Below are 22,510 nucleotides of genomic sequence, written 5' to 3' on the forward strand. Positions count from 1 at the left end.
GCCTATCCCACCCGGATACGCGGATCGGCGACGGCATAGAGAATGTCGGCGAGCAGCGAGCCGAGCAGCACCATCGTCGCCGAGAACATCAGAATGCCCATTACCACCGGATAGTCGCGATAGCCGATGGAATCGAGGAACAGGCGGCCCATGCCGGGCCAGGTGAACACGGTCTCGGTGACCAGCGCGCCTCCAAGCAGCGTCGGAAACTGAAGGCCCGCCACCGTGATCATCGGCAGCAGCGCGTTACGCAATGCATGCCGCGTCAGGATGCGCCATTCCGGAATCCCCTTGGCCCGCGCCGTGCGGATGTAATCCTGATTGATGACCTCGAGCATCGACGAGCGCATGAAGCGCCCCCACATCGCGGTCTCGACCAGCGCCAGCACCAGCGCCGGCGCGATCAGATGATGCAGCAGGTCGAGCAGCGAGCCGTCGCCAATCGTCTCCTGGTTGCCGGACGGCAGCCAATCGAGCTTCACCGAAAACACATAGATCGCGACGAGTCCGAACCAGAAGGTCGGTATCGACAGCGCAATCATCGCTCCAACGGTCGCAAGCGTGTCGAACAGCGAATAGCGGCGGAGCGCACCGAGCACGCCGATCCACGAGCCGAGCAGCACCGCAATGATGGTCGCGGTCGCCATCAATTCGAAGGTGGCACCGAGATGCGAACCGATGACGGACAGCACGTCTCCACCATCCCGGTAGGAGTGGCCCCAGTCGCCTCGCAGCATGCGGCCGAACCAGTCGAGATATTGGATCGGCAGCGGACGATCGAGGCCCAATTGCCTGGAGACGCGATCAAGGTCTTCCTGCGTCATCTGCGCGGAGGCTGCGTATTGCGAGAGCGGACCGCCGGGCGCCAGATGCAGGATGGCAAAGCCGATCGCCGAGACGACCACCAGCAGCATGATGGCCTGCGCCACGCGATTGGCGACGTAGCGGGCCATCTCAGGCGATCCCGCGGACCGGACGCATCAGGCCCAGTACCATTCGCGGATATTCCAGCAATTGCTCGAGGTGTTGATGTTGGGGCGGAAGCCTTGCAGCCCCTCCTTCACGCCCTCGGCGATGAAGCCCTGGAACAGCGGCAGGATGGCGAGGTCGTTGCGGATCAGTTTCTGCAGATCGCCGTAGGTGGCCTTGCGCTGTGTAAGATCGAACTGCCTGGCGCCCTCGGCGAGCAACCGGTCGGCCTCCGCGCTCTGGTATTGATAGGTGTTGTAGCCGCGTCCGCCCTTGGCGGGAATAGCGCCCGAGCCGAAGCGCGGCGTCACGTCGGGGTCGCTGCCCAGCATGAAGTTCACCCCCACCAGCACCGAATTGAACTTCGATTGCAGCCAGTAGTCCCCCCAGATGACGGCAGCCGGCATGTTGTTCACCCGCATCGCGGCGCCGATCGCACGCCAATCCTGCATCAGCAGTTGCTGGGTCTGCTCGCGGACGGCGTTGCCCGACGTCGTCGAGTTGGTGAATTCGAGCTTGACGCCGCCCTTCTCGCGCACGCCGCCGGCGCCCCGCGTCCATCCGGCGGCATCGAGCAGCGCATTGGCCTTGGCCGGATCGTAATTGTGCTGAGGCAGGCCCTGCTGGAACGACCAGGCCTGCTGCGGCACGAAACTCTCGGTCTGCGTCGGCAGGCCGTAGTTGAGCGCATCAATGATCGCCTTCTTGTTGATCGCGAGGTAGAGCGCCTCGCGCACCGTGCGGTCGGCAAACGGGCCGAATTCGAGGTTCGGCGCCAGATGCTCCACCGAGGAGGTCGAGGAGACGAAGACCTTGTGGCCGCGCAGCGCCTTCGCCTCCTGCACGAAGTTCGGCAGGATGCCTTGCAGGCCGGTGTAATCGACCTGGCCGGTGCGGAACTGGGTGTAGAGAACGGTGAGGTCGGGGATATATTTGAAGACGACGCGCTCCAGATAAGGCCCCTTGCCGTGGTAGCCGGCATGGGCGCTCAGCAGAATATGGTCGCCGGGCACGCGCTCGCCCCAGCGGAACGGTCCGGTGCCGACGGGCGCGTTGTGGAACGGCGACGCGTTCGGATCCGGCAGCTTCTCCAGGATGTGCTTTGGCACGATGAAGGTCAGCGACAGGATCGACATGTAGGGCGAATAAGGCGCCTCCATGCGCCAATGAATCTCGTCGGGCGCGACGACCTTGACGTCCTTTAGCAGGCTGTGGCCGACGCGACTGCGGGCGCGGAAATCCGGGTTGTTGTTCAGCTCGAGCGAGAACTTCACGTCCTCAGCCGTAAACGCCGTGCCATCGTGCCACTTCACGTCACTGCGCAGCTTGATCTTCCAGGTCAGCCCATCGGCCGATAAGCCGCCATTCTCGATGGTCGGAACTTCGCGGGCGAGATCAGGAACGAAGTTGCCCTCGCTGTCGATGAACCAAAGCGGCGAGAACACTTGCCACCAGACGCCCTGATCGACCTCGATACTGGGCATCAGCGGATGAAACACGGTCGGCTCCTGTGACAGAGCCGCGATCACCTGCCCGCGTGGCTTGGCCGGAGGATTGGCTGGACGTTCGGTCTGCGCAAATGCGGAGCCCGCTATGGTCCATCCCGCCGCGGCGCTCGCGCCGAGCTGGATGAACTGGCGGCGGTTGGAGACGCCGGACGGTAGTCCCGGAACTGGACGGCCGAAGTTGCTGGTTTCGTCTGCCACGACCCGCCTCCGTTCCTGCACGCGCCCGCTGGCTTCCTCGCCCGAACCTCGCAAATCCCGTACGGGACGAGCGACCAAGCTTTAAGCAGCATAAATCTTCTAATCAAAATTTCATCACAGCTAAATATTTGTGTCAATGCTACTGATGAGTACGATGATTTGTTTAATCAGGCTAACTCCCCAAAGCGGACGAGTGGATGAGCGGCGAGACGATGGGCACAGGAGAACGACATGGGTGACGGCAGCACGATCGCTCCAAAGGACACCCAAACGATCGAACGCGATGAGGCGGGCGACCAGCGTCTCGGCGAAACCGTGCGCCTGCTTCGCCAGCGTGCTGGCCTCTCGATTCAGGACGTCGCCACCCGGACCGGCCTGTCCACCGGCATGATCAGCCAGCTCGAGCGCGCGCGCGCCATGCCGTCGGTGCGCACGCTGCGTCTCCTCAGCATCGCCCTCGACGTGCCAATCTCCTATTTCTTCGAAGCGAGCGATGCCGGCGAACCTCAGCGTTACATCGTGCGCAAGAGCAATCGACGGCTGCTTCGGCTCACCGCCAGCGGCGTCGTCAAGGAAGCGCTGACGCCGGCCGGGAAAGGCGAGCTCGAATTCTACGAACTCACGCTCAATCCCGGCGGCTCCTCGGGCACCGATTTCTTCCAGCACACCGGTGAAAAGGCCGGCTACATCCTGGCCGGCAGCCTGCGTCTGTGGCTCGACCATCAGGCCCATCTGCTCGAGGCAGGCGATAGCTTCCGCTTCCCGAGCACCGTGCCGCACATGTTCGACAACCCGACACAGCAGGTCGCGCGCGTCATCTGGGTGACCACGCTGCACCAGGCCGACCCGCCGGCCGGTTGAAACCGCAATGGCACGAGCGGCGGCGCTGCCTCAGCCCTTGAGCGCAGTCACCACCACTTCGATGAGAGCACCGCCGCCGAGATCGGCAACGCCGACCGTCGCACGCGCCGGCAGATTGTCGCCGAAGAATTCGGTCCAGGCCGCATCCATCTCCTTCTTTTTGGAGAGATCGGTGACAAAGATCGACGCGCTGACCACGCGGGACCGATCGGTTCCCGCCTCCTTCAGATAGCCCGCGATCTTGCCGAGGATGTTGCGGGTCTGCTCGCCCATCGAGACGCTGGTGTCGTCGGCGATCGTGCCGCCGACGAACACAAAGCCGTTGGCTTCGACCGCGCGGTGCATGATCGGGGTGCGGATGTTGCGGGTGATGCTCATGATGTCCTCGTCCTGGCTCTAAGATGTGGAAGGATGGAAACGGTCGATGCCGAGCTCGCCGATCCGGGTCTGGGTGCCGCCATTGACGATCAGCTCCGCCATGACGGCGCCGGCACCGGGGCCGAGCTGGAAGCCGTGCAGCGAGAAGCCGAACTGGTGATAAAGCCCCTTGTGACGCGCACTGGGCCCCAGCACCGGCAGATCGTCTTTTGTCTTGGCCTCGATGCCGGCCCAGGCGCGTACGATCGTTGCATCACGCATCACCGGAAACAGCTCGAACACAGTGCGCGCGCTCACCGCAAGGCCGCGCCAATCCAGCACCGTCTCGTTGCGGTCCTGGTCCGGCGTCGCCAGATGGCCGCCGCCGATCAGCACCGTGCCGTTGGCGAATTGCTTGAAGGACAGCTTGCGGCCACGCAGGATCACGACGGGATCGATGAAATGCGGCACGCGTGACGTGATCATCAGCATCGGCGCCACGGTTTCGACCGGGACCGGTTCGCCGAGGTCAGCGGCGATCCGCCCGGCCCACGCGCCGGCGGCGTTGACGAGCACCGGCGCGGCAAAGCTGTCCGCGCCGACATCGACTTGCCAGAGCCCGTCGCGCTGCCGGATATTGCTGGCGGCCACACCTTCGCAGACCGTAGCGCCCAGCAAGGCCGCCTTGCGCCGAAACGCCGTCGTCGTCTGGGCCGGATTGGCCGCGCCATCGCGCCGCGAGACCACGCCGCCGGGACAGCTGTCGGCCACCGCAGGCACCAGCCGCCGCAGCTCGGCTCCGTCGATCAGCTCCTCATGGGTGAAACCGAGCGCGTTCAGCTCCGCGACGCGCGCGCGGCAGGTCGCAAGCTCGGCAGCATCCTCCGCGACCAGAACCTGGCCGTGGCTCTCGAAGCTGCAGTCGTCGTCGAGCAGCTCCGAGATCCGTTCCCAGATTCCCATCGAGCGGATCGAGAGTGGAATCTCGGGGATATGCCGCGCCAGCTGGCGGACACCGCCGGCATTGACGCCCGACGCATGCCGGCCGGCGTAATCCTTCTCGATCAGCACGGGCTTCATGCCGGCGAGGCACAAATGCAGCGCGGTCGAGCATCCGTGGATACCGCCACCGACGACGATCGCATCCACCAGCCTGGTCATTGGCGCGCCACCGCCTTGACGTCGGCCTCAGTCTTCGGAACCGAGGCAAGCTCCGCCAGCGTGATCGGCTTCACCGGTGCCCGCAGGCGGTAATAGCCGATTTCTTCAGGGCTCTTGCCGCGCGCCTGTGCCATCAGCTCGGTGACGGTGAGACCGCACAGCCGGCCCTGGCACGGACCCATACCGGTGCGGCGATAGGCCTTGAGCTGGTTGGGCCCGGTTGCGCCGATCGCAACCGCATCGAGAATATCCTTCGCGGTGACCTCCTCGCAGCGGCAGACGACGGTATCGCCCGATGGGATACGAAACTGCGGCGCCGGACGGAACAGCACGTCGAGAAAGGCGCGGCCGCGCTCGGCCTGCGCCAGCGTCGTTCTGAGCACGTTCTCGGCGGTGAGCGCCGCAGCGGCATCAGGCGCAAGCACTTCGACTGCGCCGCGCGCGGCGATGCGGCCGCGCGCCACCGCAACGCTTGCGCCGCCGATGCCGGCCCCATCACCGGCAATGGCAATGCCTGCGACCGATGTGTTGCCGTCGGGATCGAGCACCGGCGACCAGCAGAGCTGCCGGTCGTCCCAGCGATGTTCGATTCCGGCCGACATCGCGAGATTGACGTTCGGCACGACGCCCTGATGCAGCAGCAACAGTTCCGCAGGGATGGTCTCGCGCCGCCCGCGGGACACGTAGCTCACGCTGGCAAGCTGACTGTCGCCGAGCGCGGCGAGCTCACTGACGCCGCTGACAACTCGCACTTTCGCTTTCACCTCCCGCATCATCGCGAGGCCCTTGGTGAAATAGGGCGACGTCACGAAGCCAAGGGCGTGGGGCAATGCCGCGAGATAATTCCGCCGCTCCGTCGTATCGAGAATACAATCGATGCGGCCGCCGAGCCGCAGAATCTGCGCCGCAAGCAGCCACAGCAACGGTCCCTGCCCTGCGATCACCGTAGGCGCGTCCGGCACCAGCGCCGATGATTTCAGCATCGTCTGCGCGGCACCCGCGGTCATCACTCCGGGCAGCGTCCAGCCCGGAATTGGAAACGGCCGCTCCAGCGCACCGGTCGCCAGGATGACGCGCCGCGCCTTGACGAAGGCCGAGGCGCCACCGGCGGAGATAGCGATCTCGAGATGACGATCGAGGCTCCAGACCGTCGCTTGCTGGATGATCTCGGCGCCGCTCGCGCGCAATTCCTGCACGAGCTCCGCGCCCGCCCAATAGTCAGCACCAAGGCGGTCGCGTGCCACCACCGGCGTCGATGTGATCGCGCGCCAGACCTGGCCGCCGGGGCCGACATTCTCGTCGAGCACCAGCGTCGACAACCCGGCCTCCGCCGTCGTCGCAGCCGCGGCGAGCCCGGCGGGCCCGGCCCCGATCACCACGACATCGTAGCTGTCGCGCTTTGGCATCGTGGTCATTTCCCGATCTCCCGCTTGCCCTTCTGGATCTCGATCTGCATGCCCTCGGTAACAGGCACCAGGCAGCCCTGGCGGTTGCCGACGCCGTCGATGGTGACGAGACAGTCGAAGCACACGCCCATCATGCAATAGGGCAGTCGCGGCGCGCCGCTCACCGCGGTCGCACGGCGGATGTCACGGCCCGATGCGAGCAGCGCCGCAGCAACCGAGTCGCCCTCGCGCGCCGCGATGGCGGCGCCGTCCACGAACATCTTTACAGCTGGTCTGTTGTCCTGATCGGATCGCTTGAACATTGAGATGCCTCTATCTGATGTCAGTCGTCCCTGCGCTGTCGCCTGCAAAGCGACTCGCCGAGAAAGCGCCGACCAGTTCCGGCTCGAGTGCGCCCGCTGCGACCATCCGCGCGATGTCGAAGGCGTGGTTGGGGGCGAGCGTCACGCCGGAATGGCAGCAGGCCACGAATGCGCCCGGATGAGTTTCCGACTGGTCATAGATCGGGAAGCCGTCCTGCGGCATGACGCGGATGCCGGCCCAGCTCCTGACGACATTGAGCCGCGCCAGATGCGGGAACATGCGCTGGGCGCGATCGGCCATCGCAGCGTTGATCGGATGCCTCAGCACGCGGTCGTCGAGTTGGTCTTCCTTGCTGTCTCCGATCATCACCGTGCCTTCGTCGGTCTGGCGGATCGTGGTCAGCGGATGCGGCAGGAACGGCATGGTGCGCTCGGTCACCACGATCTGGCCGCGAGTCGGGCCCATCGGCGCCGACAGGCCGACCATCGGCGCCAGCGTCTGGTTGGCATTCCCCGCGGCGAGCACGATCTTGCCGGCATGGATCTCGCCTTTCGGCGTCGACAGCCGGAACTCACCGCCATCACGGGTGATCGCCGAGACCGGCTGCTCCGGAAAATAGTCGACGCCGAATTGCCTGAAGCCGGTATGGAACGCACGGAAGGTGCGCAGCGAATTCACATGGCCGTCGAGCGGACAGAAGCTGCCGCCGGAGACCTCGGGACCGATCAGCGGCAGCATCTTCCTGACCTCGGATGCCGACAACATCTCCATGCTGTAGTCGGCCGCGCCAACCTGGTTGTGCATCCGCGTGACGAGCTGAGCGCGTTGCTCGAACTCGGCATCGCTGAGCGTCAGATGGAAGCCGCCATTGCGCTGATGGCAAACGTCGAGCCCGGTTTGCTCCTTCAATTCGGCAGCAAGCCTGCTCCAGGTTTCCGAGGCCCGCACGGTCCAGCCGGTATAGGCCGGCATGCCCAATCCCTTGCTCTGCACCCAGACCAGCGCGAAGTTGGCACGCGAGGCGCGCTTGGCGATGTCGCCCTCGTCGAGGACGGCCACCGTCTTGCCGAGCCGGCCGAGACCCCAGGCGATGGCGGAGCCGAGCAGCCCGCCGCCGACAATGGCGACGTCATAATCCCTGTGCATGAGTTCTCCTATCGCCCCGTGTCGCTCTTGCCGGCGAGCACGCGGTCGAGCCCGTAGAAGCGGTCGAGCAGAATGAGCGCGGCCATGGTGACCGCGATCACGCTGGCCGAGACCGACGTCACCAGCGGATCGATGTTGTCCTGGACATAGAGGAACATGCGCACCGGCAGCGTCTCGATGCCGGGTGCGGCCAGGAACACGGTCATGGTCAGATCGTCAAAGGACTGGATGAAGGCGAGCGCCCAGCCCGAGATGACGCCCGGCAGGATCAGCGGCAATGTCACCCGGCGGAACAGGATCCAGCCGCCGGCGCCGAGCGAGATCGCCGCCATTTCGACCGAACGATCCATCCCGGTGGCCGCCGCCAACGTCAACCGCAGCGCGAACGGAAACACCACGATCACATGGGCGATAATCAGCGCCGGAAACCCGCCGCCCATTCCGATCGAGGTGAAGAAGCGGAGGAAGGCGATGCCGAGCACGACATGCGGAATCATCAGCGGCGACAGGAACAGCGCTGCGAGCGCATCGCGGCCGCGGAATTTATATCGCGCGATTGCGAGCGCCGCCGGCACCGCGAATAGTAGCGCCACGAAGGAGGACAGCGCGCCGAGGCCGAGGCTGATCCAGAAAGCGTGGACGAACTCCGGATAGTTCGCGATCGCCCTGAACCAGCGCAGCGAGAAGCCGTGGGTCGGCAGCGACAGATACCCCTCGGGCGTGAAGGCGACGAGGCAGACCACGACGATCGGCGCCAGCATGAAGATGACGAAGAGCGTATGGAAGATCAGCGCGAGCGGGCCGTTCTGTCTCATCGGAACGCCTCGGCATAGCGCCGCTCGATCAGCGCGTTGCTGCCGACAACGATCAGCACCAGCGCGACCAGCAGCAGGATTGCGACCGCCGCGCCGAGCGGCCAGTTCAGCGTATTGAGGAACTCGTCATAGGCCAGCGTCGCCGCGACCTTGAGGCGGCGGCCACCGATGATCGCAGGCGTCGCAAACGCGCTGGCCGAGAGCGAGAACACGATGATGGCACCCGACAGCACACCCGGCACGATCTGCGGCAGGACGATGCGGCGGATGATGGTCGGCGCACTGGCGCCGAGCGACAGCGCGGCATTCTCGATCTGCGGATCGAGCCGCTGCAGCGCAGCCCACACCGACAGCACCATGAACGGCATCATGACATGGGCGAGCGCGACCACCATGCCGGTCTCGGTGAACATGAAGCGCAGCGGCGTGCCGATTAGGCCGAGCGACATCAGAAGCTTGTTGACGAGCCCGTTGTTGCCGCCGAACAGCAGCGCCCAGCCGAGCGTGCGCGCCACCACCGAGATCAGCAGGGGCCCGAGGATCACGAGCAGGAAGAAGCTCTTCCAGCGCCCGCTCATGCGGTTGAGGATGTAGGCCTCCGGTGCGCCGAACACGGCGGTGATCAACGTGGTGAGCAACGCGATGCGGAATGTCCGCCAGAACATCTCGGCGTAGTAGGGATCGGTCGCGATCTCGCGCCAGTTCTTCAGGATGAAGACCGGCTCGATGCCCTTGTATTGGCCCCAGTCGTGGAACGACAGCATCACGGTCATCGTGAGCGGAATCACCAGCACGCCGACGAACAGCATCAGCGCGGGCGCGGTCAGCACCCAGGGCGCACGCGCGGCGCGTTCATCCGCGGAGGCCGCCGGAGCTGTGTCAACGACCGCGCTCACGCAGCGCCTCCGGCGCGCAGGCTCATGTCATCCTGTCGCCAGGCAAGGCGCACCGCATCGCCTTCCGCCGGCTGCGGCTGGCCGTCGTTCTGGCGGATCACGATCGCAGGACCGCATTCGCTCGCGCACTGGAACAGCCAGTGATTGCCCTGGAATATCCGCGTCATGATCTTCGCGGCGAGGCCAACATCTGCGAACCCGATCCGCTCCGGGCGGATGCTGATCGTCACGGGGCCGCTCAGCCCGGCCGGTGCCGGCGCGTTCCAAGAGCCCGCGACCAGCCGCGCGGGAGCAACCGTGCGATCGATCGTCGCGGCGAAGTCGTTGGTCTTGCCGAGGAACTGCGACACGAAGGCCGAGGCCGGCCGCTCATAGGTGTCCTGCGGAGTGCCGATCTGCTCGATGCGGCCCTGGCTCATCACCACGATCCGGTCCGACAGCGACATCGCCTCGTTCTGGTCATGGGTGACCAGGACCGTGGTGGTGCCGAGCGTGCGCTGGATCTGGCGGAGCTCGATCTGCATGCCCTCGCGCAGCTTGGCGTCGAGGTTCGACAGCGGCTCGTCGAGCAACAGCACGCTCGGCCGGATCACCAGCGCGCGGGCGAGCGCCACACGCTGCTGCTGGCCACCGGACATGCGGCGCGGATAGCGTTCCTCGTAACCGGCGAGACCGACCATCGCCAGCGCAGAGCGAACACGCTCGGCACACTCGGCGCGCGACACCCGACGCATCTCGAGGCCGAAAGCGACGTTTTCCGCCGCAGTCATGTGCGGAAACAGCGCGTAGCTCTGGAACACGATGCCGAGCCCGCGATTGGCCGGAGGCACCGCGGTCAGGTCCTTCCCTTCCAGGCGGATCGCGCCGCGCGAAGGATCGAGAAAGCCCGCGATCATTTGCAAGGTCGTGGTCTTGCCGCAACCGGACGGACCGAGGAAGGAGACGAACTCCCCCTTGCCGACCGCAAGGCTGAAGTCGTCAACGACGGTCTGCGCCCCGAATTGCTTGCAGAGGCGATCGAGCTCGAGAAAGGCCATGGCTCTTGTTCCGGTGCTGCGATCGGCTCAGCGCTCGACCTCGCGATTCCAGCGCTTGGTCCACTCCTCGCGCTTGTCGTTCATGATGCTCCAGTCGGGCGTGTAGAGCTTGGCCGCGCGCTCGCCGATCGGCGCCATCTTGCCGAGCTCGGGCGGCACCACCAGCGATTTCAGCACCGGTCCGTAGCCATAGTCCTTCAGCAACACGAGCTGGATCTTGGGATCGAGCAGCTTCTGGATGAAGCTCGACGCAAGCGGCGAGGCGTTGGGCTTGGCGATTGGGCATGCGGCCGTCAGCAGCGTGGCCGCGCCCTCCTTCGGATAGACGAAGTCGACGGGAAAGCCGGTGTTGGCAAAGCTCTGCACGCGGCCGGAGCCCCAGACCGCCAGCACCGCCTGGCCGGACTGGAACAGCTCGGTCATCTTGCCCGGCGAAGGCTCATAGGCCAGCACGTTTGGATTGATCTCATCCTTGAAGATCTTGAATCCGGCATCGACGTTGGATTCGCTGCCGCCATTCATTCTGGCGAGCATCAGCAGCGCATGCAGGCCATAGGTGTTGTTGATCGGCGGTATGACCAGTTTGTTCTGGTACTTCGGATCCTTAAGGTCGTTCCAGGAGGTCGGCGGCGCCCAACCTTTCTCGGCAAAGATCTTGGTGTTGTACATCAGGCCGGTCGCGACCAGGCCGGTGCCGACGGCACGATCGTCCTTGAAGCGCGCCGCGTCATAAAGATCGGCAGGCACGCTCTCGACCTTGCCGCAGAAGCCGAGCTGGATCGCCTGGTACATCGGACCGTCGTCGACGATGATGACGTCGATCTGCTGGTTGCCCTTTTGCGCTTGCAGCTTGGCCAGCGTGTCCGTCGAGTTGCCGGCGACATATTCGACCTTGACGCCGTTCGCCTGCTCGAAGGCCGGGATCACCTCGTCCCGGATCGTCTTCTCGAACGAGCCGCCATAGCCGGCGACATAGAGGGTCTTTTGCTGAGCCGAGACGGCCGACGGAAGCGCGGCGAGTGCCGCAATGCTGATCGCTGTCAAAAGGCTGAAAGGCTTCATATGGACCGATCTCCAACCAAAGGGGGCCGCTTTGCCCCAATCTGCCGTAAAAACGGGCTGTCTCCAGCACTGATGAAAAAGATCGCAGCGCGCACTTCCGTCGTCCAATGAATAATGGCACCCTCTGCATGCTGAAATGTTATGAATGGGATCTGGGATGGTGCGGATCAACCCGCGGCAGGTGGAAGCCTTCCGTGCAATGATGATGACCGGCAGCGTGACCGAGGCCGCCAAACTGATGGCCGTGACGCAGCCGGCGGTCAGCCGGTTGCTCCGCGACTTCCAGGCGCTCCTGAAGATGGAGTTGTTCGAGCGGCGTGGCACGGGACTGGTGCCGAGCGCCGCGGCAACAGCGCTCTATACCGAGGTCGAGCGCTCCTTTGTCGGCCTCGAACGCATCACGGCGGCAGCCGAGGAAATCCGCGGCCGACGCACCGGCACCTTGCGGATCGCGGCGCTGCCGGCGCTGTCGAACGGTTATCTGCCGCGGCTCGCCGGGCACTTCCTGAAAGAACGACCAAACCTCAACCTCGCCTTCTTCGGGGTGATTTCGCCGATCGTGGTCGACTGGGTACTGAACAATCAGTGCGACCTCGGTTTTGCCGAGGTACCGATCGCGCATTCCGGCCTGCCGAGCCTGCGGCTGCCGGCGCCGGCGCGTGTCGCGGTGCTGCCTTCAGGACATCGCCTGGCAGCAAAAGAGGTTCTGGAGCCGCGCGATTTCGAGGGCGAGACGTTCGTGTCGCTGTCGGCCGGAACGACGGGCCGACATTTGATCGATCAGGCCTTCAACCGCGACGATGTCCGCCGCGTGTTGAGGGTCGAAACCCATCTCTCGGAGATCATGTGCGGGATGGTGTCGTCCGGCCTCGGCGTTGCAGTCTGCGATCCCTTCACGGCGCAGGAATTCGCAACGCGTGGCGTTGCGGTGCGTCGCTTCATGCCACGGATCGATTTCGAATTTGCGGCGGTCTTTCCGGCACAGCGCAGCCCTTCGCCGGTGGCTCTGGACCTGGTGGAAACCGTGCGGCGGGCGCTCGAGGAACTGGAGCGGAATCCACCTGGTCTGGTTCGCCGGCAGGACGCGAAGGTCGACACATGATGGCAGAGCAAATCACCCGATCGGCGGCCGCCGTGTGTGCCAGTCCGTCCTCGACTGGAACGCGTGGCCGGCGCGGGCCAGCACGTCCTCGGACAGATGCGGGCCGACCAGTTGCATGCTGAGCGGCATCTGGTCCGACGCCATGCCCATCGGCAGCGTGATCGTCGGGCTGCCCGAGAAGTCGAACACCGCGGTGAAGCGCAGGATGCTCAACAGCACATTCGGATCGGCACCGTATTCGCCCATCTTGGTGAGCGTTGGGATCGGCACCGGCATCGTCGGGATCAGCAGAACGTCGATATCTCCAAACAATGCAGCGAGGCTGCCGCTGAACTTCAGCCGTTGGTGATGGATCGCGGCAATGTCGACGCCGCTCATCGACCTGCCCTGCTCGATCAACTGCGCGAGATCAGGACCGTATTCCGACTTGCGCGACGGATAGGTTTCGAGATGCGCCTCCGCCGTCTCCACCGAGCACATCGCAATCCACATGCTGACCAGCTTCTCGTACGACGGGAATTGCACCTCACGAATGTCGGCACCGAGCTCCGCGAGCGTGCGTTCGGCTTCCAGCAGCGCCGCCACGACCTGCGGGTCGATTCCGTCCTGGGTGTATTTGCGGTCGACTCCGATCTTGAGCCCTCGAATGCCGTCGCCAATCCGCGCCAGATAGTTCGGCACCGGCGCCTGCAAGGCGGTGGGATCATTGACATCAGCGCCAGCGATGACGCCAAGCATCGCAGCCGCATCGGCGGCGCTCCGGCACATCGGCCCGACATGGTCCAGTGAATCCGCCAGCGGGAAGACGCCATACCGGCTGACGCGGGCCCAGGTCGGCTTGATCCCGGTCAGCCCGCAGGTCGCCGACGGAAACCTGATCGAGCCGCCGGTGTCGCTGCCGATCGAGCCGTAGCAAAGCCCTGCCGACGTCGCCACGCCCGATCCGCTCGATGAGGAGCCGACCCAATAATTCGTATTCCATGGATTGAGCGGAGCCTGAACGTCAGGATGATGGCTGGTATAGGCGCCCTCCGTCATCTTGAGCTTGCCGAGCGTGACCGCGCCGGCGCGCTCGAGCCGATCAACGATCGTGGCATTGAACGGCGGCACGAACTTCGCGTGAATCGTCGTGCCGCCCGCGGTCGGCGCAAAATTCGTGTAGCAGAGGTCCTTCAGCCCGATCGGAACACCATGCAACGGGCCGCGCCAGATCCCCTTCGCGATTTCGCCGTCGAGGCTCTTGGCCTGCGCCATGGCCCGCTCCGCAAGGACGAGCGTATAACCATGAAACTCGCCGTCGAGCTTCGCGATCCGGGTCAGGATCGCCTCGGTGACCTCTGCAGACAGCAATTCGCCGCGGCGGATCAATTCCGAGATTTCGGTGATCGACTTGTAGTGCAACGGATCCTCAGACATCTGACGCCCTGTTGTTATCGGAAATGCTTACGCAAGCCGAAGCCGTTGAGCGGCGCGGTTTCGTCTCTTCTGCTTCTCAAAGCACCTAGAACTGAACGCCGCGCGTCAAGGCGCCGTCCACCACGAGATTCGTTCCAGTGATGAAGCTCGCGGCCTTGCTCGCAAGGAACACGGCGGCATTCGCCATTTCCTGCGGCGTGCCCATCCGTCCGGTCGGGTTGAGCGCCAGCGCGGTCTTGTACAGTTCGGGGTTACCATCCCTGATCATGTTCCAGACGCCACCCTCGAAATAGGTGTTGCCCGGCGATACCGAGTTGGCCCTTATGCCCTTGGCGGCAAGTTGATTGGCCAGGCCCTGTGTGTAGTGGATGATCGCGGCCTTGAAGGTGCCGTAGGGGCCGCTCGCGAAGTCGACCTCGCGGCCGGAGACGCTGGAGATGGTCACGATCGCGGCCGCGCTGCTCTTTTCCAGATACGGCATCGCCGCATTGACCAGGCGAACCGTTCCCATCATGTCGGTGGAGAAGCCCTTTTCCCAGCTCTCCTCGTCCTGTCCGATCGACAGCGCGCTGACATTGGCGACGACGACATCGATACCGCCGAGTTTCGATGCCATGTCGGCGACCCAGGCCTTAAGCGCCGGGCCGTTCGAGACGTCGACCACACCGCCGAACGCCGCTACGCCCTTCGCCTTGAGCGCGGCGACCGCGCTGTCGACGTCGGCCTGATTGCGCGCGCAAATTCCGACATCGGCGCCTTCCGCGGCAAAAGTGTCGGCGATCGCCCTGCCGATTCCCTTGGTGCTGCCCGTGACGAGAACCTTTGCTCCCTTGAGTCCCAGATCCATGGTCCATTCCCTCCATCATTATTGATTGCAGAACGTGAAATTCCTCGTGACCCGGCTGGTCAAAGCAACAGCTGCGCACGGACATTGTCCTCGTTGACGTCGTCGCCGGCCAGCGATCGCGTGATCGTGCCCTTTTCCATGATGTAGCAGCGCTGGGCGATCGCCAGGATGGTATCGAGATTTTGCTCGACGAAGATGATTGTGGTCCCGAGCTCGTTCCGGAACGACTTCAGCGCCTCGCAGATGTGCTGGACGATCGACGGCTGGACGCCCTCGGACGGCTCGTCGAGGATCATCAATGACGGATTGCCGATCAGTGCGCGCCCGATTGCGAGCTGCTGCTGCTCGCCGCCCGACATGGTGCCCGCGACCTGGCGGCGGCGCTCCCTCAACCGCGGAAAATACTCGTAGACGAGGTCCGGCAGCTTCTTCCCGTCAGGGCCGCCGATCAATTCGCCGACCTGCAGGTTCTCCTCGACGCTCATTTGCGGAAACACGTCACGGCCCTGCGGAATGTAGCCGAAGCCGGCGCGCGCCCGAGCGTCGGCCTCGAGCTGCGTCACATCCTGACCCATGAAGGTGATGGTGCCGCGCCAGGTCTGCAGCAGGCCGATCAGGCACCGCATCAGGGTCGACTTGCCGACGCCGTTGCGGCCGATCACGCCGACGATTTCGCCACGGGAGACTGACATGCTGACGCCCTGCAGAATCGGCGTCGCGCCGTACCCCGCCCATAGTTCCGATACGTCCAGGATTCGATCAGTGGGCATGGGTCTTACCCAGGTAGATTTCGGCGACCTTGTCGTCCTGCAAAATGGCTTCAAGATTGCCGCGCGCAAAAATCTTTCCGAGATGAAGCACGGTCACGCGCTGGGCGACCTGGCGCACGAACGCCATGTCGTGCTCGACGACCAGAACCGTCATGCCCTCGGCATTGAATGACTTGATGAGTTCGCCGGTCTTGAAGGTTTCCTCCGGCGACATTCCGGCTGTCGGCTCGTCCAGCAGCAGGAGCTGCGGCTGCAGCGCCAGCGCCATGCCGATCTCGAGCCATTGTTGCTGGCCGTGCGACAGCGCGCCAGCAAGCTTGCCGGCGTCCTGTGCCAGATTGAGCAGCGTCAGCAGCCGATCCTCTTCGGTGCTTCGTTCAGCCCCCGAAAAGCGCGCCTGCAGCGCGATCTGGATATTCTGCCGCACCGGCAGCTCCTTGAAGACGCTCGGTGCCTGCATCTTGATGCTCATGCCCCGCTGCACACGTGCATAGGGACGCTCGGCGGTAATATCGACGGTATCGAAGAAGATGCTGCCTTTGGTCGGCGGATAGAGGCCGACGATCAGCTTGAACAGCGTGCTCTTGCCGGCCCCGTTGGGTCCGATCAAACAGTGAACCTCACCGGCGTTGACCGTAAGATCGACGTCGGAGACGGCGGTCAATCCCCCGAAGCGTTTGCTGACGTCCTTTACTTCGACCAGCGCCATGATCAGGTCTCGTCCGATTGCAGGCGAACTGCGTCTGCCAGCGCGGGACCCGCATCACGCGGCCGGCGTCCGGGCCAGCGATCGACAACAAGCTTGCCGATGCCGAGCACAAAACCTTGCGGCGCCAGCATCACGGTCGCCAGCAGCAGCGCCCCCATCAGCACCAGCGCCGTCTGCTGGCTGTAGACCGTGATGGTCTGGAAGCCGAACAGCAGCAGGAACGATCCAACCAATGTCGCGGTCAGATCGCTGCGACCAGAGAACGCGACCCAGACGATCGGCATCGCCGCCGCCGGCAGGCCGATGCTCGACGGCGTGATGAACTGTCCCCAGGATGTATAGAGCGCGCCGCTGAGCCCGGCGAGGCCGCTTCCGATGACGAATGTCAGGAGCTGATATTTCCGGACGTCGTAGCCGAGCATCTCGGCGCGCTGCGGATTCTCCCGCGTCGCGACGATCACGTTGCCGATACCAGAGTTCACCAGCATGCGCAGCGCGATATAGACGACCACGATGAGCGCGATCATGACGTAATAGAGCGCAGACCCTTCAATATAGAAATCGCGGACCGCGAGCGGGTCCATGCCCTTCATGCCGTTGAAGCCGTTCAGCCGCGCCGTGCCGATGTGCCATTCCGGCCCCGCGGTCTGTCCGAGAAAGAACGCAAGGACCAAAGTCGCCGAGAGCGTCACAATGCCGAAGAAGATGCCGCTGATGCCGCCCCAGATCATGAAGTAACCAAGGATCCCGGCCGCGATCATCGCGACGACAACGGAAAGGACGAGTGCGGCGATCGTGGCGGTGCCGCCGCCCATGTTGATGGCGAGCACGCCATAGCTGTAGCCGGCGACGCCAAAGAAGAAGGTCTGGCCGAATGACAGCATCCCGCCGTATCCCCACATCAGGCAGAGGCCGAGCGCCATGAAGATCCAGATCAGGAAGTAGGAGAAGTTGCCGACATCATAGGAGTCGGCGAACAGCGGATAGATCAGCGCGCAGACCAGCACGACGAAGAAGCAGGACCAGAAAATCTTGCCTCGTCCGAGCGTCTGTGGACCATCGAGCAGCTTGAACATCCGCAATCCCTGCCTAGCGCCCACGACGAACCAGCACGCTGGACAGTCCTTCGGGCAGCACACGTATGATCAGGATGACTGCAAACAGCATGCCGATCTGCCCGATGATCTGCCCGTAACTCGCATTCAACGTCATCCGGATCACCGCCAGGAACACCGCCGCCGGCGCCGTTCCAAGCAGGACATTCGCCCCACCGATCACCACGGTGACGAAGCTCTCGACCACGAAGGTCGCTCCCATGGTCGGGATCAGCGTCATCGTCGGCGCATACAACGCTCCGCAAAGGCCCGCCAACCCGGTGCCGATGCCGAAGCTGATCGCATAGATCCGCCCGGTGCGCGCACCCAACGCCTTCGCCATCGCCGCATTCTGCATCGTCGCGCGTGCGATCACGCCAAAGCGCGTCTTCATGAAGACGATGTAGAGACCAGCCAGCACCGCCACTGCACAGCCGAACAGCACGAGCCGGTAGCTTGAAAACGTATAGCCGCCGATCGCAAAGCTCCCCTCGGGCGTTCCGATGCCGCGCACCGCAGAGCCGACGATCAGCAGCATCGACTGCGTCACGATCAGGCTGAGGCCCCAGGTCGCGAGCAACGAGTCGAGCGGACGCTTGTAGAAGCGCCGCACGATGAGGAATTCGACGGCGACACCGATGAGCCCCGCCGTCAGGGCCGCCAGGATCTGGGCGATCACGAGCGGCACGCCGAGATTGACCAGTCCGACGGTCACATAGGCGCCGCACATGATGAACTCACCATGCGCCATGTTGATGACGCCCATCATGCCGAACACGATGGCAAGGCCTGCGGCCGAGAGGATCAGAAACGCGAAGACGTCGGCGAACTGATAGAACAACGAGAAGAGTTCAGCCGACATTCTGGTCTCCCTGATCGCGGCGCCGCATCATTGCGGCGCCGGTACTGGTCAGAGTCTCGACACATTCACACAACATTTGTCACGAGCAAGATTCGTGCCCGGTGCGTGTCACGACTTGCTGGGAAGATGGCTCGGCGTGTACTGATCCTTGTCGTTCTTCTTGGTGAGGTCGCAGCCGATCTGGCCCAGCCAATATGGCTGGATCGTTCCGTAGTCCTTTTCGACCGTGACCTCGTGCTTGGGGCCGACCGAGATCAGGCGCATGCGGTGCGACGTGTGCTGGCTCTTCGGATCGATGCAGACCTTGCCTTCGGGCGCGTCGATGCAGGCATCACCCGTTGCGATCACCTTGCGCAGGTCATCGAGCTTGGTCGACTTCGCCTTCTCGACCAGCGTCTTGTACATGTAGAGCGCATTGTAGGCGTTGTAGCCCATGTCGTTGATGTAGAGCTCGTCGGGGAACTTGGCGTGCCAGCGCATTTTGAAGTCGTTGGCTTCGGGGGTATCGATCTCCTCGAACCAGTTCGCGGTCGCATGCATGTTGTTGAGCGCCGGCGGCTTGAATCGCTTGTGCTCGAATCCGAGCATGACCTTGATCGACGAACCCATCGGCAGATTAAGATTCGCCGCTGCGGCCTGTTCGAAGAACGAGTCCTGCGCGGCGCCGACATTGATCGTCAACAACCAATCCGGCTTCGCCTTCTGGATGTTCTGGATCGTCTGTGCGAACTGCGAGACACCGAGCGGGATGAATTCTTCGCCGACGACCTCACCGCCGAGGTCCTTCATGATCTTGCGGTTCCACTCCGCCGAGATCTGACCGAAATTGTAGTCGGCGGCGATGACGTAGACCTTCTTGCCGAACTTCTCGACCATCCACGGGATCAAAGTCGAGAACTGCTGCTCGGGCACCGCACCCATGCTGATCATGCTGGCGTCGCAAACGCCGCCTTCATACTGGTTCGTATAGATGTACGGCGTAGAAGTGCGATCGACGATCGGACGCAGCGCCTCGCGTGACGCCGAAGTGATGCCGCCGATCAGGACGTCGACCTTGTCACGGTTGAGCAGCCGGCGACCGAATTCCTGATAGCGGGCATTATCACCTTGCGGATCAAGGTGAATCAACTCGATCTGGCGTCCGAGAATGCCGCCGCTCTTGTTGATCTCCTCGACCGCCAATTGCGAGCCGTGGAGCTTCGGCATGCCCATGAACGCCAGGTCGCCGGAGACATCTTCGAGCAAACCGACCTTCAGCGGCTCGGCTGCCTGAGCAGCACAAAGCGCCGTCGCCCCGAGCACAGCGCTCAGAACGGCCATTCCAAGCATACGTCCGGAATTCATCGTGATGTCCTTTTGTTTTGAAGGCTGTTGGAAGTCATGGCTTGAGGTAGTTCTTCAGGATCGACGCCCCCATCGTGTATTTCGGATCGACCATGTTGCCGAGCCGCATGCGGCCGGCCTGGCTGAGCAGCATGTAGGCGTCGATCTCGTCGAAGCCGTAATCGGCGCTCATCCATCGTACGAGTTCGCGATAGGCAATCCGGGCCGCGTCCTCGAGCGGGCGCGCGCTGCCGATCGTCATGATGAAGTCGCGGGTCTCGAGCCGCGGCCAGGCGAAGCTCCAGTTCTTGATCAGATCGATCTGCAGCGTGACGGTCGCGCGCTGCTCCAGCGCGACGCCGGAGAGCTCGCCATCGCCCTGCGTGGCGTGACAGTCGCCGACGTAGAGCATCCCGCCGTCCGTATGCACGGGAAAATAGATGATCGCGCCGGGGGCGACGTCGGGCAGATCCATGTTGCCGCCGTGATAGTCGGGCTGCAGCGAGGAGATCGCCTCGATCTCCGGCGACACGCCGATCGTGCCGATGAACGGCTCGTAGGGCAGCGTGATCTTGTCGTTCCAGCGTATGCCGTTGCGGTCGACATGCAGCTTCCTCACGCGCTCGGGCAGCGGCGGATTGAGCAGCGCCGTCGAACTGGTCCCGACCAGGCCGCCGAACTCCGGAATGATGCAGGTCGTTCCGGCCGGCTGCTCGCCGCGGGTTTCGACGTCGCGGATATAAACGGCGAGGCAATCGCCTTTCTTTGCACCGTTGACTGCGATCGGCCCGCATTGCGGGTTGAGGTAAGGAAAATTCAACTTGGCTGTCGGGCTATCGCTCTCGCTGGTGAGCACGCCGCCGAATGCGTCTTCAGTCTCGACGACGACGACCCCGCCGGGATCGATCGAGAGCGTCGGCTTCACGTAAGGGCCGTAGACATAGTGGAACGCGCCCTGCTGCTCGATGGTCAGGCCATGCGTCGTGCCGGTCGCGCCCTTGGCGACGGCCCGCTTGGCCATGATGGAACTCTTCAACCAATCTTCAGTCATACGAACGGCTCCTCAACTCAGATCGCGGGATGGCGCTTGTGCCAGTCGGTGACGCGCTGGAATGCATCACCGGCGCGGACCAGCTTCGCCTCGTCGAAATGGCGGCCGACGAACTGGAAGGCGACCGGACCGCCGTTCGGGGCGAAGCCGCCGGGAAGCGTGACGGTCGGGCTTCCGGTCATGTCGAACGGACAGGTGAAGCGGAGCAGTCCGCCGATCAGCGACGCGTCCTCGCCGAGCGTCGCCATCTTGGCGAGCGTGGGAGCAGCGAACGCCTGGGCGGGAACCGCGATGAGATCGACTTTTTCGAACAGCAGCCGCAACGCGCCGCGGAACGCTTCGCGCCGCAACACGATTTTCTGATAGTCCATGCCCGACTGCTGACGGCCGAGATCGAGCAGCCCCGCAAGTCCGGGGCCATACTCGTCCTTGCGCGCGGGATAGGTCTCTTCATGCGCGACGGCCACCTCGATGCCGCACAGCGGGAACCAATCGTCGATCACGGCCGTGGGATCGGGGAAGCTGATGTCCTGGATCTTGGCACCCAGATCGGCGGCGACGCGGAGCCCTTCGCTGAGCACCTTGCTCGCGGCTTCGTCGGTACCCTCGCTGGTCCAGCGCCTGTCAACACCGATCACCACGCCGCGCAGATCGCCGGACAGGCCGGCGAGATAGTCCGGCACCGGCAATGGCACCGACGTCGTGTCCTTGGGATCCTGGCCAGCGATCACGGCGAGGATGGCGCCGCAATCGACCGCGCTGCGCGCCATCGGCCCGATATGGTCAAGCGTCGCCGCGAGTTCGAAGGCGCCGTAGCGGCTGACCCGCCCCCAGGTCGGCTTCAGGCCGGTGATGCCATTGGCGGCCGAGGGAAAGCGGATCGATCCGCCGGTATCGGTTCCAAGCGATCCGAAGCAGAGGCCGGCCGCGGTGGCGGAACCGGAACCGCTCGATGATGCGCCGGGCCACAGATCCGCGTTCCAGGGATTCTTCGGCGGATCGATGTCAGGGTGATGGTCGGCATAGGCGCCCTCGGTCTGCTGCAGCTTGCCGAGGATGATCGCACCCGCCTCCTTCAAGCGCGCGACCACCGTGGCGTCCTCGCTCGGACGGAAGTCGCGATGGATCGTCATGCCGTGCGCGGCCGGCGCGCCCTCGGCCCAGCAGAGATCCTTGACCGCAATCGGCACGCCGTGCAGCGGGCCCTTGATCTTGCCGGATGCGATCTCCTTCTCGGCCGCGGCCGCTTCGGCAAGCGCGGAGTCGGCCATGACGTAGGCGTAACTCTTCAGCTTGCCGTCGAGCCGCTCGATCCGTTCGAGCATCGCCTTTGTGACTTCGACCGGCGACAGCTTCCTGGTGTGGATCTGCTGCCCGACCTCAACCAGCCCGAGATAGTGAAGATCTGTCGTCGGCATCGCTTTCATCCCCGCGCTCTACCCAATCGCAAGCACGGCCAATCGCTGCGCATGCGTCTCCGGCTTAGCGACGCGGATGCGTCGCCAACTTCTTCGGCGGCAAAAGCAAAAAGCCACCCGTCCCTCCCAAATGAGGTGACGAATGGCTCAAATGCCGCGGCTATGATCTATCGCGAGGGCCCAGGATCGAACGGAGCAC

Annotated in this window: 22 protein-coding genes; 2 read left to right on the forward strand and 20 right to left on the reverse strand. The window is 64.0% G+C overall.

Going from position 1 to position 22,510, the window contains the following annotated elements; genetic code table 11:
• Window positions 1-2 precede the first annotated feature (2 nt).
• The gene (locus UP09_RS21120; RefSeq protein ID WP_044540211.1) at window positions 3-953 is read right to left on the reverse strand and encodes an ABC transporter permease; all 951 of its coding nucleotides are present in this window, start codon (window positions 951-953) and stop codon (window positions 3-5) included.
• 27 nt (window positions 954-980) lie between these two features.
• Window positions 981-2,675 carry a peptide ABC transporter substrate-binding protein gene (locus UP09_RS21125; protein WP_044540212.1) on the reverse strand — a complete coding sequence of 565 codons (1,695 nt, stop codon included), beginning with the start codon at window positions 2,673-2,675 and terminating at the stop codon, window positions 981-983.
• 231 nt (window positions 2,676-2,906) lie between these two features.
• Here UP09_RS21125 and UP09_RS21130 point away from each other — a divergent pair, with 231 nt between their 5' ends.
• A complete protein-coding gene (locus tag UP09_RS21130; RefSeq protein WP_044540213.1) occupies window positions 2,907-3,536 on the forward strand; it encodes a helix-turn-helix domain-containing protein in 630 nt (209 codons plus the stop codon).
• A 30-nt stretch (window positions 3,537-3,566) separates the two neighbouring features.
• Here the strand turns inward: UP09_RS21130 and UP09_RS21135 are convergent, their stop codons facing one another.
• From UP09_RS21135 to UP09_RS21175, 9 genes are read right to left on the reverse strand one after another with little or no spacing between them, the layout of a single operon-like run.
• On the reverse strand, window positions 3,567-3,914 hold the full coding sequence (locus UP09_RS21135) for a RidA family protein (RefSeq protein WP_044540214.1): 348 nt from the start codon (window positions 3,912-3,914) through the stop codon (window positions 3,567-3,569).
• 18 nt (window positions 3,915-3,932) lie between these two features.
• A complete protein-coding gene (locus UP09_RS21140) occupies window positions 3,933-5,054 on the reverse strand; it encodes an NAD(P)/FAD-dependent oxidoreductase (protein ID WP_044540215.1) in 1,122 nt (373 codons plus the stop codon).
• The gene (locus UP09_RS21145) at window positions 5,051-6,469 is read right to left on the reverse strand and encodes an FAD/NAD(P)-dependent oxidoreductase (RefSeq protein WP_044540216.1); all 1,419 of its coding nucleotides are present in this window, start codon (window positions 6,467-6,469) and stop codon (window positions 5,051-5,053) included. Before UP09_RS21145 ends, UP09_RS21140 begins: the two co-directional genes overlap by 4 nt.
• On the reverse strand, window positions 6,466-6,762 hold the full coding sequence (locus tag UP09_RS21150) for a (2Fe-2S)-binding protein (RefSeq protein WP_044540217.1): 297 nt from the start codon (window positions 6,760-6,762) through the stop codon (window positions 6,466-6,468). Before UP09_RS21150 ends, UP09_RS21145 begins: the two co-directional genes overlap by 4 nt.
• Before the next feature lie 10 nt (window positions 6,763-6,772).
• Window positions 6,773-7,909 (reverse strand): NAD(P)/FAD-dependent oxidoreductase, encoded by a 1,137-nt coding sequence (locus UP09_RS21155; protein WP_044540218.1) that lies wholly within the window; start codon window positions 7,907-7,909, stop codon window positions 6,773-6,775.
• A gap of 8 nt (window positions 7,910-7,917) precedes the next feature.
• Window positions 7,918-8,724, reverse strand: a complete 807-nt coding sequence (locus UP09_RS21160) for an ABC transporter permease (RefSeq protein WP_044540219.1) — start codon at window positions 8,722-8,724, stop codon at window positions 7,918-7,920.
• Window positions 8,721-9,620: an ABC transporter permease gene (locus UP09_RS21165; RefSeq protein ID WP_044540220.1), complete on the reverse strand. Its 900-nt coding sequence runs from the start codon at window positions 9,618-9,620 to the stop codon at window positions 8,721-8,723. The genes UP09_RS21160 and UP09_RS21165 overlap by 4 nt, the downstream gene beginning before the upstream one ends.
• Window positions 9,617-10,657 (reverse strand): ABC transporter ATP-binding protein, encoded by a 1,041-nt coding sequence (locus tag UP09_RS21170; RefSeq protein ID WP_044540221.1) that lies wholly within the window; start codon window positions 10,655-10,657, stop codon window positions 9,617-9,619. Before UP09_RS21170 ends, UP09_RS21165 begins: the two co-directional genes overlap by 4 nt.
• Window positions 10,658-10,684: 27 nt before the next feature.
• A complete protein-coding gene (locus UP09_RS21175) occupies window positions 10,685-11,719 on the reverse strand; it encodes an ABC transporter substrate-binding protein (protein ID WP_044540222.1) in 1,035 nt (344 codons plus the stop codon).
• A gap of 157 nt (window positions 11,720-11,876) precedes the next feature.
• On the opposite strand from UP09_RS21175, the gene UP09_RS21180 reads away from it, so the two are divergent.
• Complete coding sequence (locus UP09_RS21180) at window positions 11,877-12,821, forward strand: LysR substrate-binding domain-containing protein (RefSeq protein ID WP_044540223.1); 945 nt, start codon at window positions 11,877-11,879, stop codon at window positions 12,819-12,821.
• 12 nt (window positions 12,822-12,833) lie between these two features.
• Here UP09_RS21180 and UP09_RS21185 read toward each other — a convergent pair whose 3' ends face one another.
• From UP09_RS21185 to UP09_RS21225, 9 genes are all read right to left on the reverse strand, one after another.
• Window positions 12,834-14,237, reverse strand: coding sequence for an amidase (locus UP09_RS21185; RefSeq protein ID WP_044540224.1), 1,404 nt, complete (start codon window positions 14,235-14,237; stop codon window positions 12,834-12,836).
• An 85-nt stretch (window positions 14,238-14,322) separates the two neighbouring features.
• On the reverse strand, window positions 14,323-15,084 hold the full coding sequence (locus UP09_RS21190; RefSeq protein ID WP_044540225.1) for an SDR family NAD(P)-dependent oxidoreductase: 762 nt from the start codon (window positions 15,082-15,084) through the stop codon (window positions 14,323-14,325).
• Window positions 15,085-15,143: 59 nt separating this feature from the next.
• Window positions 15,144-15,854 (reverse strand): ABC transporter ATP-binding protein, encoded by a 711-nt coding sequence (locus UP09_RS21195; protein ID WP_052833157.1) that lies wholly within the window; start codon window positions 15,852-15,854, stop codon window positions 15,144-15,146.
• Window positions 15,844-16,563, reverse strand: coding sequence for an ABC transporter ATP-binding protein (locus tag UP09_RS21200; RefSeq protein WP_044540226.1), 720 nt, complete (start codon window positions 16,561-16,563; stop codon window positions 15,844-15,846). Before UP09_RS21200 ends, UP09_RS21195 begins: the two co-directional genes overlap by 11 nt.
• Before the next feature lie 2 nt (window positions 16,564-16,565).
• On the reverse strand, window positions 16,566-17,639 hold the full coding sequence (locus UP09_RS21205) for a branched-chain amino acid ABC transporter permease (RefSeq protein WP_044540227.1): 1,074 nt from the start codon (window positions 17,637-17,639) through the stop codon (window positions 16,566-16,568).
• Between the two features lie 13 nt (window positions 17,640-17,652).
• The gene (locus tag UP09_RS21210) at window positions 17,653-18,519 is read right to left on the reverse strand and encodes an ABC transporter permease subunit (protein ID WP_044540228.1); all 867 of its coding nucleotides are present in this window, start codon (window positions 18,517-18,519) and stop codon (window positions 17,653-17,655) included.
• Window positions 18,520-18,627: 108 nt separating this feature from the next.
• Complete coding sequence (locus tag UP09_RS21215) at window positions 18,628-19,863, reverse strand: urea ABC transporter substrate-binding protein (RefSeq protein ID WP_044540229.1); 1,236 nt, start codon at window positions 19,861-19,863, stop codon at window positions 18,628-18,630.
• A gap of 34 nt (window positions 19,864-19,897) precedes the next feature.
• Complete coding sequence (locus UP09_RS21220; RefSeq protein WP_044540230.1) at window positions 19,898-20,893, reverse strand: acetamidase/formamidase family protein; 996 nt, start codon at window positions 20,891-20,893, stop codon at window positions 19,898-19,900.
• Window positions 20,894-20,910: 17 nt separating this feature from the next.
• Window positions 20,911-22,311 carry an amidase gene (locus UP09_RS21225; RefSeq protein ID WP_044540278.1) on the reverse strand — a complete coding sequence of 467 codons (1,401 nt, stop codon included), beginning with the start codon at window positions 22,309-22,311 and terminating at the stop codon, window positions 20,911-20,913.
• Window positions 22,312-22,510 lie beyond the last annotated feature (199 nt).

Source organism: Bradyrhizobium sp. LTSP885 (genome assembly GCF_000938305.1).
GTDB lineage: Bacteria > Pseudomonadota > Alphaproteobacteria > Rhizobiales > Xanthobacteraceae > Bradyrhizobium.

Excerpts from the sequence above, each read along its gene's own strand:
- UP09_RS21120 (WP_044540211.1), bottom strand. The coding sequence starts at position 953 with ATGGCCCGCTACGTCGCCAATCGCGTGGCGCAGGCCATCATGCTGCTG.
- UP09_RS21130 (WP_044540213.1), top strand. The coding sequence starts at position 2,907 with ATGGGTGACGGCAGCACGATCGCTCCAAAGGACACCCAAACGATCGAA.
- UP09_RS21135 (WP_044540214.1), bottom strand. The coding sequence starts at position 3,914 with ATGAGCATCACCCGCAACATCCGCACCCCGATCATGCACCGCGCGGTC.
- UP09_RS21140 (WP_044540215.1), bottom strand. The coding sequence starts at position 5,054 with ATGACCAGGCTGGTGGATGCGATCGTCGTCGGTGGCGGTATCCACGGA.
- UP09_RS21145 (WP_044540216.1), bottom strand. The coding sequence starts at position 6,469 with ATGACCACGATGCCAAAGCGCGACAGCTACGATGTCGTGGTGATCGGG.
- UP09_RS21150 (WP_044540217.1), bottom strand. The coding sequence starts at position 6,762 with ATGTTCAAGCGATCCGATCAGGACAACAGACCAGCTGTAAAGATGTTC.
- UP09_RS21155 (WP_044540218.1), bottom strand. The coding sequence starts at position 7,909 with ATGCACAGGGATTATGACGTCGCCATTGTCGGCGGCGGGCTGCTCGGC.
- UP09_RS21160 (WP_044540219.1), bottom strand. The coding sequence starts at position 8,724 with ATGAGACAGAACGGCCCGCTCGCGCTGATCTTCCATACGCTCTTCGTC.
- UP09_RS21170 (WP_044540221.1), bottom strand. The coding sequence starts at position 10,657 with ATGGCCTTTCTCGAGCTCGATCGCCTCTGCAAGCAATTCGGGGCGCAG.
- UP09_RS21175 (WP_044540222.1), bottom strand. The coding sequence starts at position 11,719 with ATGAAGCCTTTCAGCCTTTTGACAGCGATCAGCATTGCGGCACTCGCC.
- UP09_RS21180 (WP_044540223.1), top strand. The coding sequence starts at position 11,877 with ATGGTGCGGATCAACCCGCGGCAGGTGGAAGCCTTCCGTGCAATGATG.
- UP09_RS21185 (WP_044540224.1), bottom strand. The coding sequence starts at position 14,237 with ATGTCTGAGGATCCGTTGCACTACAAGTCGATCACCGAAATCTCGGAA.
- UP09_RS21190 (WP_044540225.1), bottom strand. The coding sequence starts at position 15,084 with ATGGATCTGGGACTCAAGGGAGCAAAGGTTCTCGTCACGGGCAGCACC.
- UP09_RS21195 (WP_052833157.1), bottom strand. The coding sequence starts at position 15,854 with ATGCCCACTGATCGAATCCTGGACGTATCGGAACTATGGGCGGGGTAC.
- UP09_RS21200 (WP_044540226.1), bottom strand. The coding sequence starts at position 16,563 with ATGGCGCTGGTCGAAGTAAAGGACGTCAGCAAACGCTTCGGGGGATTG.
- UP09_RS21205 (WP_044540227.1), bottom strand. The coding sequence starts at position 17,639 with ATGTTCAAGCTGCTCGATGGTCCACAGACGCTCGGACGAGGCAAGATT.
- UP09_RS21210 (WP_044540228.1), bottom strand. The coding sequence starts at position 18,519 with ATGTCGGCTGAACTCTTCTCGTTGTTCTATCAGTTCGCCGACGTCTTC.
- UP09_RS21215 (WP_044540229.1), bottom strand. The coding sequence starts at position 19,863 with ATGAATTCCGGACGTATGCTTGGAATGGCCGTTCTGAGCGCTGTGCTC.
- UP09_RS21220 (WP_044540230.1), bottom strand. The coding sequence starts at position 20,893 with ATGACTGAAGATTGGTTGAAGAGTTCCATCATGGCCAAGCGGGCCGTC.
- UP09_RS21225 (WP_044540278.1), bottom strand. The coding sequence starts at position 22,311 with ATGCCGACGACAGATCTTCACTATCTCGGGCTGGTTGAGGTCGGGCAG.